We start from the raw sequence: 16,609 nt of genomic DNA on the forward strand, positions 1-16,609 counted from the left end.
CGGACAAGCACTGTTAAAAATGCTTACATATCGAGGATGTTCTGCAGCCAGCTGATGCGCCCGCCATCGATGGCCAGCGCGTCGAAGCGGCACGGCGGCAAAGTCTTTTGCGCCTGCAGCCAGGTTTGCGCGGCCAGCACCATGCGCCGCTGTTTGGCTGGCGTGATGCTGGCCAGGGCGCCGCCGTAGGCTGCACTGCTGCGTAGCCGCACTTCGACGAAAACGATGCAGGCGCCATCGCGCATGATCAGGTCCAGCTCGCCGCCCTTGCACAGATAATTGCGTTGCAGCAGCACCAGGCCTTGCAGCAGCAGATACGCGAGCGCATCGTCTTCTCCCTGCCGTCCCCGTTCCCGTTTGTTCCAGAAAGCGAAGGGCGGCATGGCGCATGTCCTTACTGTACCGGTGGCGTGGCCGGCGCGGCCGGCGGCCAGGTGCCCAGCATGCCCTGCTGGTAGGTGGCGGCTTGTTCCGTGCGTTCGAACACGCTTTGATCATCGTCAAAGCGTACAGCCAGACGGCCCGTCACGCCATCGAGCGTGAACGGCGTGTTCGGGCGCAGCGCCACTTCGCGCGCCACGCGGAAGGCATCGATGCCCAGCGCATACAGGCGTTCCATGTCGGCCGTCAGGCGGCGTTCGGCAGGCTGCGGCGGCTGTGGATACACCATCACTTGCGGATGGTCGCGCTGCACTTGCCATGGCAAATCCAGCAGCCGCGCGCCGTCGAGCTCGGGGCCGCTGGCGCCGCGTCCGGCGCCGGGATTCAAGGACGAGGTGCCATACAGGGGCAGATCGCTGCCGATGGCCACGCGCAGCTGGCGCGCCTGGTCGGCGTCGAGCGCGACGAACAGCAGGCCCGGCGGCGTCGCGGCCAGGCGTGCGCGCAGCTGCACCAGTTCCGCATCGCTCAGGTAGCCGTTCGTGGCCGTCAAGTCCATCGCATCGACCTTGCCGCCCTGGCGCAGCCATTCCTGCTTGAAGGCGGCGCTGATGCGGCGCTGCGAAGGCGAACCGGCCGACAGGATCAGCGCGCTGGCGCCCGGCTGTTCGCTGGCGGCCCAGGCGGCGACCTGGCGCGCTTCCGCCTCGATCGACAGGCCCATCACCAGCAGCTTGGCCGGCAGGCGCGCCTCGCCGCGGTTGTCCGGGTGGTTCAGGGCGATCGTCGGCTTACGCACCAGATCGCTATTCGCCACGGCCGTCACGGCCGAGCGCGACAAAGGCCCGACGACGACGTCCTGTTCCTCTTGCGCTTGCGCAAACTTGTTCAGGATATCCGTGCTGCCGTCGCCCGTGTCGATCACCGTCACTTCGAAGCCGCTGCGGTCGCGCTCATACGCGGCCATGAAACCGGTGCGCAGCAATTCGGCGGCCGGGCCCAGGGAGGCCGAGCGCAGCGGCAGCAGCAGGCCGATGTGGTGGACCTTGCCATCGGACGGCGCCGTGGCGGCCGGCATGTCTTGCGGCGTGCCCGTCGCCGGCTTGGTGCTGATGGGCGGCAGCGGCGCGCCGTTGCCGTCGTACGCGGTAATATCGGGCACGGCCACGGCAAACGTCACCGGTTCGGGCGCGGGCGGTTTCGGCGGCACGGGCGGCGGCAGCGGCTTCGGTGGCGGTAGCGCCCTTGTGTTAGATTCAATAGGCGCGCACAATTGCCCGGGCGCGTCGCAAGGCGTGCTGCAAGCGCTCAGCATGCCGGTCGCGGCACAAACAAGCAGTAACTTCACACTATTAGCAAGCATTTAACCTCCAAAATGACCGTACAAGAAATCAGTTCCATCGCCAGCCTGCCCATCATGACAGAGGCGGCGCATCAGGTCTATCCTATCGCAACATTGTATATAGTGGCCACGCCGATCGGCAATGTGACCGATATCAGCCTGCGCGCGCTGCATTTGCTGAGCATTGCCGACGCCGTCGCCTGTGAAGATACGCGCAACACGGCGCACCTGCTGACGCGCTTCGGCCTGAACAAGCCATTGATTGCGGCGCATCAACATAATGAGCGCGAGGTGGCGCAAACGCTGATTGCCCGTCTGCACGCGGGCGAGCGCATCGCCCTCGTCTCGGACGCGGGCACGCCGGCCGTGTCCGACCCGGGCGCGCGCATCGTCGACGCCGTGCGCGCGGCCGGCTTGCGCGTGCTACCCCTGCCCGGTCCGTCGGCGGCGATCACGGCCATTTCCGCCAGCGGCCTGTTGAATGACCAGTTTTACTTTGTCGGCTTCCTGCCGGCGAAGGCCAAGCAGCGCGAAAACATCTTGCACAGCCTGCGCGGCGTGACGGCGACGATGGTGTTCTATGAGGCGCCGCACCGCATCCTCGATTGCGCCACGGCCCTGGTGGAAGCGTTCGAGCCCACGCGCCAGGTGGTATTTGCGCGCGAACTGACGAAAATGTTCGAGGAAATCCACCGCTGCCCCCTGTCCGAAGCGGAAAGCTGGATCCGCGCCGACGCGCACCGCGAAAAGGGAGAGTTCGTCGTCCTGCTGGAAGGCGCGACCGAAGCGCAGGACGCGGAAGACGTGGAAGCGGAGCGCATCCTGAACATCCTGCTGGCCGAATGCAGCGTCAAGCAGGCGGCGAATCTGACGGCGCAAATCACGGGCCGCAAGAAAAACGCCCTGTATGAACGGGCGTTGCAGTTGAAGGGGCAGGAATAATTTTTCCGACATACCCATTTTGGGTGGGATCATGCCCAAGTGGGTATGTTGTTAAATTTTCACCACTTGCAACCACTATCCTTTTTATCGAGCAACATCAGCACGGGCGCCAGCAAGCCCGCCCCTGCATAAGCGGTGCGGCAATCGCCGCGCTTGCCTTGCGCGATGTCGCGCGCCAGCTGGCTTTCCGTTTGCAGCGGCTTGTCGGGGATTTGCCCCACGGCCGTACCCACCTTGGACGGGTCGCGTTCGCCCGCCATCTTGCGCGCCGTCTTCCTGGCTGCTTCCATGTCGAACTTTGGCGTCTCCGCAGTTTCTTGCCTGAAGGTATCGGGACTGGCCGCCGGCGTGGCCGGTGATGCGGGCACGACCGTGATGGCTTGCGGGCTGGATGCCGCCGCCGGTGTTTCGCGGGCAGCGGCGAGTCTTGGCTTGCTGACGGGTTTGGCTTCCCGCTTCGGCTTGACCACCTCGACAGGCGGCGGCGGGGGCCTGGCGGCCAGCGGGCGTATCCACACGGCGATCGATTCCACGCGCGGGGCCGTGTCCGGTGGCACAGACGGCTGCACGTGGCGCCACAAGTAGATCAAGGCGCCATGCAGCAGCAAGGACACGCCGACGCCGAGCGCGATGCCGCGGCGGTTCGGCAAGGGTTGGCCGCCGTCGCTTCTTTCAATACTGAAATCCATTGCCGTCGTCGCCTTCATGTCTGATCGGGAAAACTTGCAAACCGAGTGTCGCATACTTGTATCGTTTTGAAAAATACATGAGTCGCAGTGCCGCGCGTAAATAATTTACACAGAGTTTCACCTGACCCTTGACCGAAGTCGATACGGCCTGTATTATCTTGGTCTTCGGAGTGTGGCGCAGCCCGGTAGCGCACCTGGTTTGGGACCAGGGGGTCCAAGGTTCGAATCCTTGTACTCCGACCAAATTTGTAGAAAAAAACCCAAGAGTTTCGACTCTTGGGTTTTTTTTCGTCTGTACGGGTCACGCCGGTCGGGTAGGTCGGATTAGCGCGCAAGCGCGTAATCCGACACCACCAGGGTCATGGCAAACACTGTTGTCGGATTACGCGTGGCTCCGCCACGCTAATCCGACCTACGCCGCGAGGCGTTTCGCCGCAATGGCATTACCCGCGCGGCTCGACCCCTTGCGCCCCAGCTGCTGCGAGATGAACTGCCCCGCATCGACCACCAGGTCCAGGTCGATGCCGGTGTCTATCCCCAGCCCCTGCATCATGTACAGCACGTCTTCGGTGGCCACATTGCCGGTGGCACCCTTGGCGTAGGGGCAGCCGCCCAGGCCCGACACGGACGAGTGATAAATCGCGATGCCCACCTCCAGGCTGGCGTAGATATTCGCCAGCGCCTGGCCGTAGGTGTCGTGGAAGTGGCCGGACAGGCCGCCCACGTGGAAAGCCGCGATGGCGCGTTGCATCACCGCCTGCGTTTTTCTCGGCGTGGCCACGCCGATGGTGTCGGCGATGTCGATCTCGTCGCAACCGAGGTCGCGCATGCGGCCCACCACGTCGGCCACGGCGTCCAGCGGCACGTCGCCCTGGTAGGGGCAGCCGAAGGCGCAGCTGATGCTGCCGCGCAGGCGCAGGCCGTGTTCCTTGGCCGCTTTCGCCACGCCTTCGAAGCGGGCGATCGATTCGGCGATCGAGCAGTTGATGTTCTTTTGCGAGAAGGCCTCGGAGGCGGAACCGAAGATCACCACTTCATCGGCCTTCGCCGCCAGCGCCGCCTCGAAACCCTGCATGTTTGGCGTCAGCGCCGAATAAATGGTGCCCGGGCGGCGCGCGATCTTTGCCATCACTTCCGCGCTGGTGGCCATCTGCGGCACCCATTTCGGCGAGACGAAGGACGCCGCCTCGATGTTGGCGAAGCCGGCCAGGGTCAGGCGGTCGACCAGCTCGATCTTGACGGCGGCGCTGATGGTGTCCTTTTCGTTTTGCAGGCCGTCGCGCGGGCCCACTTCGACGATCTTGACCTGTTGCGGCAAATGCGGTTGATTGCTCATCTCAATATCCTTGCAAACGGTTGACGATACCGGCGACTGAGTCTCCGGCGTGCAGGCGGCGCATCTTGGCGGCGATCTGCGCCACGCTTTCGCGGCGCAGGGTGGCGGCCGAAATATGCGGCGTGATGGTGATACGCGGTTCTTGCCAGAACGGGTGCTGCTGCGGCAGCGGCTCGTTGCGGAACACGTCGAGTGTCGCCCCGGCGATATGCCCGGAGCGGATCAACGTCAATAAATCAGGTTCGGCGAGATGCGCGCCGCGCGCCACGTTGATGACGTAGGCGCCCGGCAGCAGCATCGACAGGCGCGCGCGGTCGAGCAGGTTGTGCGTGTCCGGCGTGAGCGGCAGCATGCACACCAGCACGCGCGTGCCCCGCAAAAAGGCATCGAGCCCCTCCTCGCCCGCGAAGCATTGCACGCCATCGAGCTGCTTGCGGCTGCGGCTCCATCCCCGCAAAGGAAATTCAAATTGCGCCAGCGCTTCGAGCACGCGCGTGCCCAGCACGCCCATGCCCAGCACGCCGACGGGGAAATCCATCTTGTCGAAGGCGGGCAGCGGCTGCCAGATGCCGGCGCGGCCCTGCGCTTCGTAGTCGTCGAAACGGCGGAAGTGGCGCAGCACGGCGTGGCTCACATATTCGGCCATCTGCACGCCCATGCCCGCATCATCGAGGCGCACCAGCGGCACATGGGCGGGCAGCGCGTCGCCGAATTTCAACAGCGCGTCGACGCCGGCGCCCGTGTTGAAGATGGCTTTGACTTCGCGCAATGCGGGCAGCATGGCGGCGGGCGGCTGCCACACGACGGCATAGTCGCATGGCGCGAACGTCTCGCCTTCGCGCCAGAAGACAATCTCGGCTTCGGGCAGCAAGTCCTTGAAATCGGCGATCCACGCCGCTTCCTTGCCATCCGCGCGTTGTAAAAGGATGCGCATCGTGCCAGCCTCTATGCGGCAGCCTTGAAGGCCAGCAGCGGCGCGCCATCCGCCACCTGGTCGCCGACGGCGTACAGCACGTCTTCCACCAGGCCGTCGTGCGGCGCGGCGATCGTGTGCTCCATCTTCATCGCTTCCATGATGACCAAAGGCTCGCCCTTCCTGACGTCCTGGCCCTTGTTCACCAGCACGGCGACGACCTTGCCCGGCATCGGTGCCGTCAGGCGCCCGCCTTCCGCTTCCACTTCGCCCGCATGCGCCATCGGGTCGCTGTAATGCAGGGTGTAGTGCAAGCCATTGGTGAACACGTGGAACTGTTCGCCGTCGCGCAGCACCGTGCCGTGCACGGCACGCTCGCCGAGCTTGATGTGCAGCTCGTTGCCCTGGTGCGCCGTCAGGGTCAGGGGCTGGCCGTTGAACCGCCAGCCATCCGTCTTGTAGGCGATGCGCGCGGCATAGGCCTTGCTGTCGCCAGCCAGCGCGAATTCATCGGCAAACGCCAGGCTGCGTCCCAGGGTGCTGTTCAAGCGCCAGCCCAGGGCATTGCCCCACGGGTCGGCGGGGTTGCTCGACTGCGCTTCGGACGCGGCTTTTTCTTGCGTCAGCAGGGCGACGGACGCCAGCGCCAGGGCCGTATCGGGCGCCGCCTGCAGGGCGGGAAACAGCGACGCCTGATTGCGCTCGATGAGGCCCGTATCGAGATCGGCAGAGCTGAATGCCTGGCCTTCGACCAGGCGTTTCAAAAAGGCGATATTGCTGGCCAGTCCCACGATCTGGTATTCCGACAGCGCCTGCGCCATGCGCGCCAGCGCTTCGCGGCGGTCCGCGCCCCAGACGATCAGCTTGGCGATCATCGGGTCGTAGAACGGAGAGATGGCGTCGCCTTCGCGCACGCCCGAATCGATGCGCACGGCGGCCGGTACCAGCGTGCCACCCAGCTCGAACGTGACGGCCGATGGCGACTGCATGTGGCGCAGGGTGCCGATCGATGGCAAAAAGCCCTTCTCCGGATTTTCCGCATAGATGCGCGCCTCGATGGCGTGGCCGTGGATCGTCAATTCGTTCTGTTTCTTCGGCAGCGGTTCGCCAAAGGCGACGCGCAACTGCCATTCCACCAGGTCGGTACCGGTGATCATTTCCGTCACCGGGTGTTCCACCTGCAGGCGCGTGTTCATCTCCATGAAGTAGAACGAGCCATCCTGATTGGCGATGAATTCCACCGTGCCCGCGCCCACGTAACCGACGGCCTTGGCGGCGGCGACGGCCGCCTCGCCCATGGCCGCGCGGCGCTCCGCCGGCATGCCCGGCGCCGGCGCTTCCTCCAGCACTTTTTGATGACGGCGCTGCACCGAACAATCGCGCTCGAACAGGTAGATGCAGTTGCCCAGCATGTCGGCGAACACCTGGATTTCGATATGCCGCGGACGCGACAGGTATTTTTCGGCCAGCACCTTGTCGTCGCCGAAAGAGCTGATCGCTTCGCGCTTGCACGAGGCCAGCGCGGCCTTGAAGTCGGCGCTGTTTTCGATGACGCGCATGCCCTTGCCGCCGCCGCCGGCCGAGGCCTTCAGCAGCACGGGGTAGCCGATCTTGTCGGCCTGGCCGTGCAGGAAGTCCGCATCCTGTTCCTCGCCGTGGTAGCCGGGCACCAGCGGCACGTTGGCCTTTTCCATCAGCGACTTGGCGGCCGATTTCGAGCCCATGGCGCGCATGGCCGATGCCGGCGGGCCGATGAAGACCAGGCCCGCCGCGTGGCAGGCGTCGGCGAAGTCGGCGTTTTCGGACAAAAAGCCGTAGCCGGGGTGGATCGCCTGCGCACCAGTGGCCAGCGCCACGGCGATGATCTTGTCGCCGCACAGATAGCTTTCCTTGGCCGGCGCGGGGCCGATCAGCACCGCTTCGTCGCACACGGCGACGTGCTTGGCGTTGGCGTCCGCCTCCGAATATACGGCGACGGTCTGGATGCCCATGCGGCGGGCGGTAGCGGCGACACGGCAAGCGATTTCGCCGCGGTTGGCGATCAGGATTTTAGTGAACATGGTCTCTCTCTATTCTCTCAAAAAGGGGCAGCTGTCTCTTAATGGACCTGTTCTGCTGGTTTGTCGGTTTACGCGCTACGCGCTAAACCGACCTACGCATGGTGAGGCGGTATTCGTAGGTCGGGTTAGCCGGCACGGCGTAACCCGACAAGGCTGTCATCAGCAGCCACACTTCTCTTTCTGCACCGAGTCGAGCATGGCGCCGCGCGTCTGCAAGCCCAGTTTGCCCAGCAAGACGCGGTCGTCTTCCGCTTCCGGGTTGTCGGTGGTGAGCAGCTTGTCGCCGTAGAAGATGGAATTGGCGCCAGCCAGGAAGCACATCGCTTGCACGGCTTCGCCCATCTGGCGGCGGCCCGCCGACAAACGCACGCGCGCCTTCGGCATGGTGATGCGGGCCACGGCGATCGTGCGCACGAATTCGAACGGATCGAGCGCTTCCAGGCCAAACAAAGGCGTGCCTTCCACTTGCACCAGGTGGTTGACGGGCACCGATTCCGGATACGGGTTCAGGTTCGCCAGCTGGGCGATCAGGCCCGCGCGCTGCAAGCGCGTCTCGCCCATGCCGACGATGCCGCCGCAGCACACTTTCAAGCCCGCTTCGCGCACGCGGCCCAAAGTGTCCAGGCGGTCCTGGTATTCGCGCGTGGAGATGACGTTGTCGTAGAACTCGGGCGCCGTATCGAGGTTATGGTTGTAGAAGTCCAGGCCCGCGTTTTTCAGGCGGTCCGCCTGTCCCTCTTCCAGCATGCCCAAAGTAGCGCACGTTTCCAGGCCCAGCGCCTTCACCTTGGTCACCATCTCTTCGACTTTTTCCATGTCGCGCTCTTTCGGGCTGCGCCAGGCGGCGCCCATGCAGAAGCGCGTGGCACCGTTGGCTTTGGCCTGGCGCGCCGCGTCGAGCACCGTGTCGATGTCGAGGATTTTTTTCGCTTCCACGCCCGTGTCATAGCGGGCCGCCTGCGGGCAGTAGCCGCAGTCTTCCTCGCAGCCGCCCGTCTTGATCGACAACAGGGTCGCCAGTTCCACGTCGCCATCGGGGAAGTTGATGCGGTGGGTTTGCTGGGCCTTGAACATCAGGTCATTGAATGGCAGGTCGAACAGGGCCAGTACATCGGCGACGGGCCAGGTGGCCGCTTCCGGCACGGTGATGCGCGCCGCAGGGCGGTGCAGTTCGACGGTTTTTGCTGCTTCTTGGACGTGAGACATGTGATTCCTTCGTTTCTATTTTTTTGGATACGTTTAAGTGTTGGGATGTTGCGCCGGCCAGTTGGGCAAGCCGGTGAAATCGAGATACGCCGCCGCCGCTTGCGCGCTCGGCTGCGCCAGGCGCGGCACCTTGCCCAGCAGCGGCGCCGGGATGCGCTCGATCAGCGCATCGATATTTTCGTCGAGGAAGCGCATTTCCACTTCCAGGGTGTTGGCGACCCAGCCGATGACCGTCAGGCCGCGCGCTTCGATGGCTTCCAGCGTCAGCAAGGCCTGGCTGATGCAGCCCAAACGCATGCCGACCACCAGGATCACGGGCAGATCGAGTTGCTGCGCCAGGTCGGCCGAATCGAAGCCGGGCGACAGCGGCACGCGGAAACCGCCCACGCCTTCGACCACGACGGCATCCGAGGCGGCGGCGATTTCCAGGTAGGCGGCCAGGATCGGCACCGATTCGATGCTCACGCCTTCGAGCGCGGCGGCGATGTGCGGCGCGGCCGCTTCCTTCAGCATGTAGGGCGTGGTGATATTGCGCAGCATGGTGACGTTGCCGGCGGCGATCAGGCTGTCGGCGTCTTCATTATGCAGTTCGCCGTCGCGCATCTCGGCGCCGGCGGCCACGGGCTTCATGCCGCAGGCGCGCACGCCGCGCACCACCAGCGCGTGCAGCAGGGCCGACGAGGTCAGGGTCTTGCCGATTTCCGTGTCGGTACCGGTGACGAAACAGGCAAAGCGCGAGGGCAGGCCAATGGCTGCCGGAGCCGGCTGCATGGCCGGCGCCAGGTCCGCCAGCACTTCGGCCACGATGGGGTCATCAAGGCTCATGGCGAGTCCTTTCCAGGGTGTTGACTGCGTTGATCAATTGCGCCACTTCCTGCGCCGTGTGGCCGGCCGACAGGGTTACGCGCAGGCGCGCCGACCCCGCTGGCACGGTGGGTGGGCGGATGGCGCCGACCCATAGTCCCTGCTGGTACAGTTGGGCGGCGATGTCCAGCATGTCCGCGTTGTCGCCGATGATGACGGGCTGGATGGCGGAGAGCGATGGCAAGGCTTGCCAGCGCTGCAGCTGCAAGCCCTCGTTCCATTGCGCCACCAGCGCCGCCAGGTGCATCCGGCGTTGTTTTCCTTCATCACCGGCGATGATGTCCAGGCTGGCCAGCAGCGCATGCGCGAGCGCGGGCGCGGCCGCCGTGGTGAAGATGTAGGGGCGCGCCTTCTGGATCAGCGTTTCGATCACGGCTTCATGCGCGCAAACAAAGGCGCCACCCACGCCGGCCGATTTGCCCAGGGTGCCCACGTAGACCAGGTGCGGCGAATGCAGGTCGAAGTGTTCCAGCGCGCCGCGGCCGTCGGCTCCCAGCGCGCCGAAGCCGTGCGCGTCGTCGACCACCAGCCAGGCGCCGTACTGCTCGCACAGGGCCAGCAGCGCGGGCAGCGGCGCCAGGTCGCCATCCATGCTGAAGATGCTGTCGGTGACGACGATCTTGGTCTTGGCTTTGCTGGCCGCCAGCAGGGCCGTCAGGGCATCGAGGTCCGCATGCGGGTACACGTGCGTCTTGACGCGCGCCAGGCGCGTGCCGTCGATCAGCGAGGCGTGGTTCAGCGCTTCCGAGAAGATCTCGGTGTCCGCGTCGCCCGCCGCCAGGGCCGTCAGCACGGCTAAATTAGCCATGTAGCCGGTGCAGAAATACAGGGCGCGCGCCTGTTCCAGGTTGGCGCCGACAAACGCGGCCAGGCGTTCTTCCAGCTGCGCGTGGGCGCGGCTGTGGCCGCTGATCAGGTGCGAAGCGCCGCTGCCGGCGCCATACAGGTCGGCGCCCTCTTTCAGCGCGGCGACGATGCGTGGATGCGACGCCAGGCCCAGGTAGTCATTGCTGCAAAAGGCCAGCATGGCGCGCCCGTCCACCGTCAGGCGCGGCGCGCACGGCGTGTCGACGGTGCGGCGGCGGCGCATCAGGCTGCGCTCTTCCAGTCCCTGCAGCTGCTGTTGCAATTGCGCGATCAGTTCCATCTCAGGCTCCGATCACTTTGTTGAAGACGGCCAAGGTCTGCTGGCCCAGGCCCGCGATTTCGGCGTCGTCGAGGATGTACGGCGGCATCAGGTAGACGGTCGAACCGATGGGGCGCATCAGCAGTTCGTGTTCCAGCGCCGTGCTGAAGAAGCGGCGCGAAAAATCGGGCGCCGCATCGACGGCGTCAAACGCCCAGATCATGCCCTGCTGGCGGAAGTGCTTTACGCGCTCGTGCTGCGCCAGCGGCGCCAGGGCGCGCGTGATCTTGGCGGCGCGTGCGCGGTTGGCCACCAGCACATCGTCTTCCTCGAAGATCGACAAGGTCGCCAGCGCCGCGCGGCACGCCAGCGGGTTGCCCGTGTAAGAGTGCGAATGCAAGAAGCCGCGGCGCACGTCGGTGCTGTAGAACGCCTGGTAGATGTCTTCGCGCGTCATCACGAGGGACAGGGGCAAATAGCCGCCGCTGATGCCCTTGGAGAGACACACGAAGTCGGGCCAGATGCCGGCCTGTTCGCACGCAAAGAAGGTGCCCGTGCGCCCGCAGCCGACGGCGATTTCGTCGAGGATCAAATGGACTTGATAGCGGTCGCACAGGGCGCGCACCAGCGACAGGTACAGCGGGTCGTGCATGGCCATGCCGGTGGCGCATTGCACCAGCGGCTCGATGATGATGGCGGCGATTTTGTCCGACTTTTCCTGGAACAGCCGTTCCATGTCGGCCGCCGCACGGCGCGCCACGTCTTCGGCGGATTCGCCCTCGGCGGCCTGGCGGAAGTCGGGCGACATCACCGTCGTTGATGCGCGCAGCAGGGGGCCATAGGCATCCTTGAACAGCGCGACGTCGGTGACGGCCAGCGCGCCGATGGTTTCGCCGTGGTAGCTGCCCTTCAGGCAGACGAATTCCTGCTTTTCACTTTTGCCGCTGTTGCGCCAGGCGTGAAAGCTCATTTTCAGGGCGATTTCCACGGCCGACGCGCCGTCGGACGCGTAAAAGCTGTGACCGAGCACGCCGCCGGTCAATGCCGACAGCTTTTCCGACAGTTCGACCACTGGTGCATGCGTGAAACCGGCCAGCATCGCGTGTTCCAGCCGGTCCAGTTGGTCCTTGAGTTCCGCATTGATGCGCGGATTGGCGTGGCCGAACAGGTTCACCCACCAGGAGCTGATGGCGTCCAGGTAGCGTCGTCCTTCGTGGTCATACAGCCAGGCGCCGCGGCCGTGGCTGACGGGGATGAGCGGTACAGCGTCGTTAGCCGATGCGTGATGCTGCATCTGTGTGCAAGGGTGCCACACGCTGCGCAGACTGCGTTCGACCCAGCCCGATTGTTTTTCTGCTTTCAAAACTGCTCCAATGATTTTCTTAGTCCATGAGCTCTAGACTATTAACTAGCCCATGAGCCAACCCGGCTTGCGCTTGTCGAGGAACGATTGCACGCCTTCGCGGCCCTGCTCCGAGGCGCGGATCTGCGCGATGCGCTCGGCGGTGTCCGCCAGCAGCGCGTCATCGACTGGCTGGCCAACGATTTCGCGCACCAGCGTTTTCGCTTGCGCCACGGCGTGCGGGCTGTTGCCCGTCAGCGCTTTCAGCACCTCGGCCGTTTTCGCGTCCAGCGCGTCGCCAGCGACTACCTCGTGGGCAAAGCCGATGCGCAACGCTTCCTGGGCGGAGAATCGCTCCGCCGTCAGAAAATAGCGGCGTGCCGCGTTTTCGCCCATGGCCTTGATGACATACGGTGAAATAGTGGCCGGGATCAGTCCCAGCCGCACTTCGCTCAGGCAGAAATGCACGTCTTCCGCAACCAGAATGATATCGCATGCGGCGACGAGGCCCATGCCGCCCGCATAACAGTCGCCCTGGATCTTCGCCACGACGGGTTTCGGACACCGGTAAATCGTGCGCAGCATCTGCGCCAGCTGCAGCGCGTCGGCCTGGTTTTCGGCATGCGTGTAGCCTGCCATCTTCTTCATCCAGTTCAGGTCCGCGCCGGCGCAAAAGGCCGCGCCATTCGCCGCCAGCACAATGGCGCGCACCATGTCGCTGCGCCCCAGGCCCTCGAAGGCGCGCGCCAGTTCGGCGATCGTCGTCTCGTTGAAGGCGTTGCGCACGTCCGGGCGGTTCAGGGTCACGGTGGCGACATTGCCCTCGATGACCAGCTTTAAGGTTTCAAATTCCATGGTTTTCTCTCCCTTACATGCGGAACACGCCGAACTTCGTGTCCGGGATTTCCGCGTTCAAGGCGGCCGACAGGCCCAGGCCCAGCACCATGCGCGTGTCGGCCGGGTCGATCACGCCATCGTCCCACAGGCGCGCGGTGGCGTAGTACGGGTGGCCCTGGTGTTCATATTGATCCTTGATCGGCTGCTTGAAGGCCGCTTCCTCGTCCGCGCTCCATGCGCCGCCCTTGCCCTCGATGCCGTCGCGCTTGACGGTGGCCAGCACGGATGCCGCCTGGTCGCCGCCCATGACGGAAATGCGCGCATTGGGCCACATCCACATGAAACGGGGGGAAAAAGCGCGGCCGCACATGCCGTAGTTGCCGGCGCCGAAGCTGCCGCCGATGATGACCGTGAATTTCGGCACGGCGGCCGTGGCCACGGCCGTCACCATCTTGGCGCCATTGCGGGCGATGCCTTCGTTTTCGTACTTGCGGCCCACCATGAAGCCCGTGATGTTTTGCAGGAAGACCAGCGGGATCTTGCGCTGGCAGCACAATTCGATGAAATGCGTGCCTTTCAAGGCCGATTCGGAAAACAGGATGCCGTTATTGGCGATGATGCCCACTTTGACGCCATAGATGTGTGCAAAGCCGCAGATCAGGGTGGTGCCGTAGCGGGCCTTGAATTCGTCGAAATCGCTGCCGTCGACGATGCGCGCGATCACTTCACGCACATCGAACGGCTTGCGCGTATCGACGGGGATCACGCCATACAGTTCCTGCGTCGGGTATGTCGGTTCCACGGACTCGCGCAGCGCCATCTGCTGCGGTTTTTTACGGTTCAGATTCGAGACGATGGTGCGCGCCAGCGACAGCGCATGCAAATCGTTCTGCGCCAGGTGGTCGACCACGCCGGACAAACGCGTGTGCACGTCGCCGCCGCCGAGGTCTTCCGCCGTCACCACTTCGCCGGTGGCCGCCTTCACCAGCGGCGGGCCGCCGAGGAAAATAGTGCCCTGCTCCTTGACGATGATCGACTCGTCGCTCATGGCCGGCACGTAGGCGCCACCGGCCGTGCAAGAACCCATCACCACGGCGATCTGCGGAATGCCCTTGGCCGACAAATTCGCCTGGTTATAAAAAATGCGGCCGAAATGGTCGCGGTCAGGGAAGACGTCGTCCTGGTTCGGCAGGTTGGCGCCGCCCGAGTCGACCAGGTAGATGCAGGGCAGGTTGTTCTGGTCGGCGATTTCCTGGGCGCGCAAATGTTTTTTCACCGTCATCGGGTAGTAGGTGCCGCCCTTGACGGTGGCGTCGTTGCAGACGATGACGCATTCCTGGCCGGAGACCCTGCCGATGCCGGTGATGATGCCGGCGCTAGGGGCCGCATCGACGCCCTTGGCGTCCTGGTACATGGCGTAGGCCGCCATCTGGGAAAACTCGAGGAAAGGCGTGCCGGGATCGAGCAGCATCTGCACTCTGTCGCGCGGCAGCAGTTTGCCGCGCGCCAGGTGCTTGGCCGCCGCCGCCTCGCCGCCGCCGGCCGCGATCTTTTCCACCTTGTCGCGCAAATCGTCGACGATGGCTTGCATGGCCGCGGCATTGGCCTTGAAATCTTCACTGCGCGGATTGAGTTTGCTTTCGATGTGCGGCATTGCGGTTCCTTTTTATGATCGCCCGGTCTCTCGGGTCGCGCTATTCGGGAAAACTGCCGTCGAGATAAAACCAGCGCAGGGCACCACCGCCCTCGCCCGCCTCGCGCACGAAGCGGCTCACCTCATGCAGGCGGTGCGCGCGGCCGTTGACCTTGTAGCGGGCCACGAATTCCACGGTATCGCGGTGTATCTCTTCGGCTTGATAGTCTGATTCTGCTTTACGTTGACGTAAACGTAAAGCAGATTTTACCTCAAGTCCCAGCCAGTGGACTTTTTCTTCGTCGGCAAACAAGGCGTCGGCGGGACGGGTGCTGGCGTGCCAGGTGGCGCGCAGGTAGGGTTCATCGCGCAAGGTAAACGCCGTGTAGCGCGAACGCATCAGGGTTTCGGCCGTGGGCGGCAAGGCGTCGCCCGCGAGATACGGGCCGCAGCAGCTGGCGTAGGAGGCGCCGCCGCAAGGGCAGGCGGCAGATGTCGAAGGTGTGGGCATGCGGTAACGGATAGGGGAACAGGAAAGTTCCGCAATTATCCGCCATAAAGGCGGCGCCGGTCGCCAGCGCGCTATCTTTCAGGGCTGAGGAAGTCCAGCGCGAACGGTGGCGCCTTGCCGGCCATGAGATCGGCGAGGATGCGCGCCGTGCCGGCGGCAAAGGTAAAGCCCAGCGGGCCATGGCCCACGTTGAGCCACAGGTTCGCAACTTTGCTGGCGCCCACCAGCGGCGCGCTGTTCGGCGTGGCGGGGCGCAGGCCGGCCCAGGCCGTGGCCTGGTCGTAATCGGCGCCGTGCGGCATGGCTTCGCGCGCCAGGCGCGTCAGGCCCGCGATGCGGTTCCAATCGATGCTGTTGTCGGTGCCCACCATGTCGACCATGGCGGCCACGCGCAAGTCGCCCTTGATGCGCGCATACAGCACCTTGCGCTCGAAATCCGTGATGCTGATCTCGGGCGCCCGGTCTTGCGCGCGGATGGGCGCCGTCAGGCTGTAGCCCTTCAGCGGGTACAGGGGCAGGTAGATGCCCGCCGTGGCGGCCAGGTCGCGGCTCTGGATGCCGGCCGCCAGCACATAGTGGTCCGCTTGCAACAGGCCCAGGCTGGTGTCGAGGCCCGCGATCCTGCCCCTGTGCGTGACGAGGCGGCGCGCCTCGCCTTTCAATATGAGTGAACAATTTGGGTGCCGCAGCAGGCGCGCTTCCAGGGCCAGGCAAAAGGCGTGGCAATCGGCCACCGCTTCGCCTTCGGTAAAGATGCCGCCCGCCAGGGCGCCCTGCAAGGCGGCCAGCGCCGGTTCGCGCTGCACCGCTTCCTGCGGCGACAGCACGACGCGCGCCTCTTCCGATTCCGGCCGCGCCACGGCCCGCTGGAAGATGGCGGGCGAGCGGTAGACGATGAGTTTACCCGCATCGCGCCGGGCATACGCCTCGGGCGGCACCGTCAACTCCAGCTGCGCCATGCCGGCGCGGCTCCATTCTCCCAGCTGCAGCAGCTTGGCCGTCGTGCGGGCATTGCTGGCAGCATTGCAATTGCGCAAGAAACTGGCCAGCCAGCGCCACTGGCGCCAGTCCGCTTCGGGCCGGAAGCGCAGCGGGCCATCTTTCTGCAGCAACCATTGCAGGGCTTTGAACGGCACGCCCGCGTCCGCCAGGGGCGCCACATAGCGATAGCTGAGCTGGCCGCCATTGCGGTAGCTGGCGGCGATCGCCACTTGTTCATTGCGTTCCAGTACCGTGACCTTGTAGCCGGCCTCGGCCAGCCACCAGGCCGATGTCAGACCGACGACGCCGCCGCCGATGATGATGACGTGTTGCTGCATGTTGCCTCGCTGCGTTGCGCTCCCATGGTGCGGGAGCATTCGATGAGAGCTTAGGGGCTGGCCATCACGGCAGCCAATGAAACATCATGGTGCAGCCATAACTTTCAG

15 protein-coding genes and 1 tRNA gene are annotated in these 16,609 nt (G+C 64.8%); 2 read left to right on the forward strand and 14 right to left on the reverse strand.

Annotated features, from left to right (window positions below):
* Positions 1–23: 23 nt before the first annotated feature.
* The gene (locus tag K0F86_RS09775; RefSeq protein WP_219134196.1) at positions 24–383 is read right to left on the reverse strand and encodes a YraN family protein; all 360 of its coding nucleotides are present in this window, start codon (positions 381–383) and stop codon (positions 24–26) included.
* An 11-nt stretch (positions 384–394) separates the two neighbouring features.
* The gene (locus K0F86_RS09780) at positions 395–1,591 is read right to left on the reverse strand and encodes a penicillin-binding protein activator (RefSeq protein ID WP_219134197.1); all 1,197 of its coding nucleotides are present in this window, start codon (positions 1,589–1,591) and stop codon (positions 395–397) included.
* 165 nt (positions 1,592–1,756) lie between these two features.
* Between K0F86_RS09780 and rsmI the strand changes: the two genes are divergently transcribed.
* Entirely contained in the window at positions 1,757–2,665 is a 909-nt protein-coding gene (rsmI, locus tag K0F86_RS09785; protein WP_096232747.1) for a 16S rRNA (cytidine(1402)-2'-O)-methyltransferase, read from the forward strand.
* A 59-nt stretch (positions 2,666–2,724) separates the two neighbouring features.
* Here the strand turns inward: rsmI and K0F86_RS09790 are convergent, their stop codons facing one another.
* The gene (locus K0F86_RS09790) at positions 2,725–3,354 is read right to left on the reverse strand and encodes a hypothetical protein (RefSeq protein ID WP_219134198.1); all 630 of its coding nucleotides are present in this window, start codon (positions 3,352–3,354) and stop codon (positions 2,725–2,727) included.
* Positions 3,355–3,520: 166 nt separating this feature from the next.
* On the opposite strand from K0F86_RS09790, the gene K0F86_RS09795 reads away from it, so the two are divergent.
* Positions 3,521–3,597: transfer RNA gene (locus K0F86_RS09795), tRNA-Pro, on the forward strand.
* Positions 3,598–3,766: 169 nt separating this feature from the next.
* On the opposite strand, the gene K0F86_RS09800 is transcribed toward K0F86_RS09795, so the two are convergent.
* The 11 genes from K0F86_RS09800 to K0F86_RS09850 form a co-directional block, all read right to left on the reverse strand.
* Positions 3,767–4,690 carry a hydroxymethylglutaryl-CoA lyase gene (locus tag K0F86_RS09800; protein WP_219134199.1) on the reverse strand — a complete coding sequence of 308 codons (924 nt, stop codon included), beginning with the start codon at positions 4,688–4,690 and terminating at the stop codon, positions 3,767–3,769.
* A gap of 1 nt (position 4,691) precedes the next feature.
* Positions 4,692–5,624, reverse strand: a complete 933-nt coding sequence (locus tag K0F86_RS09805) for a glyoxylate/hydroxypyruvate reductase A (protein WP_219134200.1) — start codon at positions 5,622–5,624, stop codon at positions 4,692–4,694.
* Between the two features lie 11 nt (positions 5,625–5,635).
* Positions 5,636–7,663, reverse strand: a complete 2,028-nt coding sequence (locus tag K0F86_RS09810; RefSeq protein WP_219134201.1) for an acetyl/propionyl/methylcrotonyl-CoA carboxylase subunit alpha — start codon at positions 7,661–7,663, stop codon at positions 5,636–5,638.
* A 159-nt stretch (positions 7,664–7,822) separates the two neighbouring features.
* On the reverse strand, positions 7,823–8,869 hold the full coding sequence (bioB, locus tag K0F86_RS09815) for a biotin synthase BioB (protein WP_141171161.1): 1,047 nt from the start codon (positions 8,867–8,869) through the stop codon (positions 7,823–7,825).
* Between the two features lie 33 nt (positions 8,870–8,902).
* Positions 8,903–9,694 (reverse strand): dethiobiotin synthase, encoded by a 792-nt coding sequence (gene bioD / locus K0F86_RS09820; RefSeq protein WP_219134202.1) that lies wholly within the window; start codon positions 9,692–9,694, stop codon positions 8,903–8,905.
* Complete coding sequence (gene bioF / locus K0F86_RS09825; RefSeq protein WP_219134203.1) at positions 9,684–10,880, reverse strand: 8-amino-7-oxononanoate synthase; 1,197 nt, start codon at positions 10,878–10,880, stop codon at positions 9,684–9,686. The genes bioD and bioF overlap by 11 nt, the downstream gene beginning before the upstream one ends.
* A gap of 1 nt (position 10,881) precedes the next feature.
* On the reverse strand, positions 10,882–12,222 hold the full coding sequence (bioA, locus tag K0F86_RS09830; protein WP_219134204.1) for an adenosylmethionine--8-amino-7-oxononanoate transaminase: 1,341 nt from the start codon (positions 12,220–12,222) through the stop codon (positions 10,882–10,884).
* 45 nt (positions 12,223–12,267) lie between these two features.
* On the reverse strand, positions 12,268–13,056 hold the full coding sequence (locus tag K0F86_RS09835; RefSeq protein WP_219134205.1) for an enoyl-CoA hydratase/isomerase family protein: 789 nt from the start codon (positions 13,054–13,056) through the stop codon (positions 12,268–12,270).
* Positions 13,057–13,069: 13 nt separating this feature from the next.
* Positions 13,070–14,692, reverse strand: coding sequence for a carboxyl transferase domain-containing protein (locus tag K0F86_RS09840; protein WP_219134206.1), 1,623 nt, complete (start codon positions 14,690–14,692; stop codon positions 13,070–13,072).
* A 40-nt stretch (positions 14,693–14,732) separates the two neighbouring features.
* Positions 14,733–15,182: a YchJ family protein gene (locus K0F86_RS09845; protein WP_219134207.1), complete on the reverse strand. Its 450-nt coding sequence runs from the start codon at positions 15,180–15,182 to the stop codon at positions 14,733–14,735.
* Positions 15,183–15,253: 71 nt separating this feature from the next.
* A complete protein-coding gene (locus K0F86_RS09850) occupies positions 15,254–16,540 on the reverse strand; it encodes a D-amino acid dehydrogenase (RefSeq protein ID WP_219134208.1) in 1,287 nt (428 codons plus the stop codon).
* Between the last annotated feature and the right edge of the window lie 69 nt (positions 16,541–16,609).

Source organism: Janthinobacterium sp. UMAB-60 (assembly GCF_900095235.1).
Classification (GTDB): Bacteria; Pseudomonadota; Gammaproteobacteria; order Burkholderiales; family Burkholderiaceae_D; genus Janthinobacterium.

What these genes read in the sequence shown, in the direction of transcription:
- K0F86_RS09775 (WP_219134196.1), bottom strand. Translation starts at nt 383, where the DNA reads ATGCCGCCCTTCGCTTTCTGGAACAAACGGGAACGGGGACGGCAGGGA.
- rsmI (WP_096232747.1), top strand. Translation starts at nt 1,757, where the DNA reads ATGACCGTACAAGAAATCAGTTCCATCGCCAGCCTGCCCATCATGACA.
- K0F86_RS09790 (WP_219134198.1), bottom strand. Translation starts at nt 3,354, where the DNA reads ATGGATTTCAGTATTGAAAGAAGCGACGGCGGCCAACCCTTGCCGAAC.
- K0F86_RS09800 (WP_219134199.1), bottom strand. Translation starts at nt 4,690, where the DNA reads ATGAGCAATCAACCGCATTTGCCGCAACAGGTCAAGATCGTCGAAGTG.
- K0F86_RS09805 (WP_219134200.1), bottom strand. Translation starts at nt 5,624, where the DNA reads ATGCGCATCCTTTTACAACGCGCGGATGGCAAGGAAGCGGCGTGGATC.
- K0F86_RS09810 (WP_219134201.1), bottom strand. Translation starts at nt 7,663, where the DNA reads ATGTTCACTAAAATCCTGATCGCCAACCGCGGCGAAATCGCTTGCCGT.
- bioB (WP_141171161.1), bottom strand. Translation starts at nt 8,869, where the DNA reads ATGTCTCACGTCCAAGAAGCAGCAAAAACCGTCGAACTGCACCGCCCT.
- bioD (WP_219134202.1), bottom strand. Translation starts at nt 9,694, where the DNA reads ATGAGCCTTGATGACCCCATCGTGGCCGAAGTGCTGGCGGACCTGGCG.
- bioF (WP_219134203.1), bottom strand. Translation starts at nt 10,880, where the DNA reads ATGGAACTGATCGCGCAATTGCAACAGCAGCTGCAGGGACTGGAAGAG.
- K0F86_RS09835 (WP_219134205.1), bottom strand. Translation starts at nt 13,056, where the DNA reads ATGGAATTTGAAACCTTAAAGCTGGTCATCGAGGGCAATGTCGCCACC.
- K0F86_RS09840 (WP_219134206.1), bottom strand. Translation starts at nt 14,692, where the DNA reads ATGCCGCACATCGAAAGCAAACTCAATCCGCGCAGTGAAGATTTCAAG.
- K0F86_RS09845 (WP_219134207.1), bottom strand. Translation starts at nt 15,182, where the DNA reads ATGCCCACACCTTCGACATCTGCCGCCTGCCCTTGCGGCGGCGCCTCC.
- K0F86_RS09850 (WP_219134208.1), bottom strand. Translation starts at nt 16,540, where the DNA reads ATGCTCCCGCACCATGGGAGCGCAACGCAGCGAGGCAACATGCAGCAA.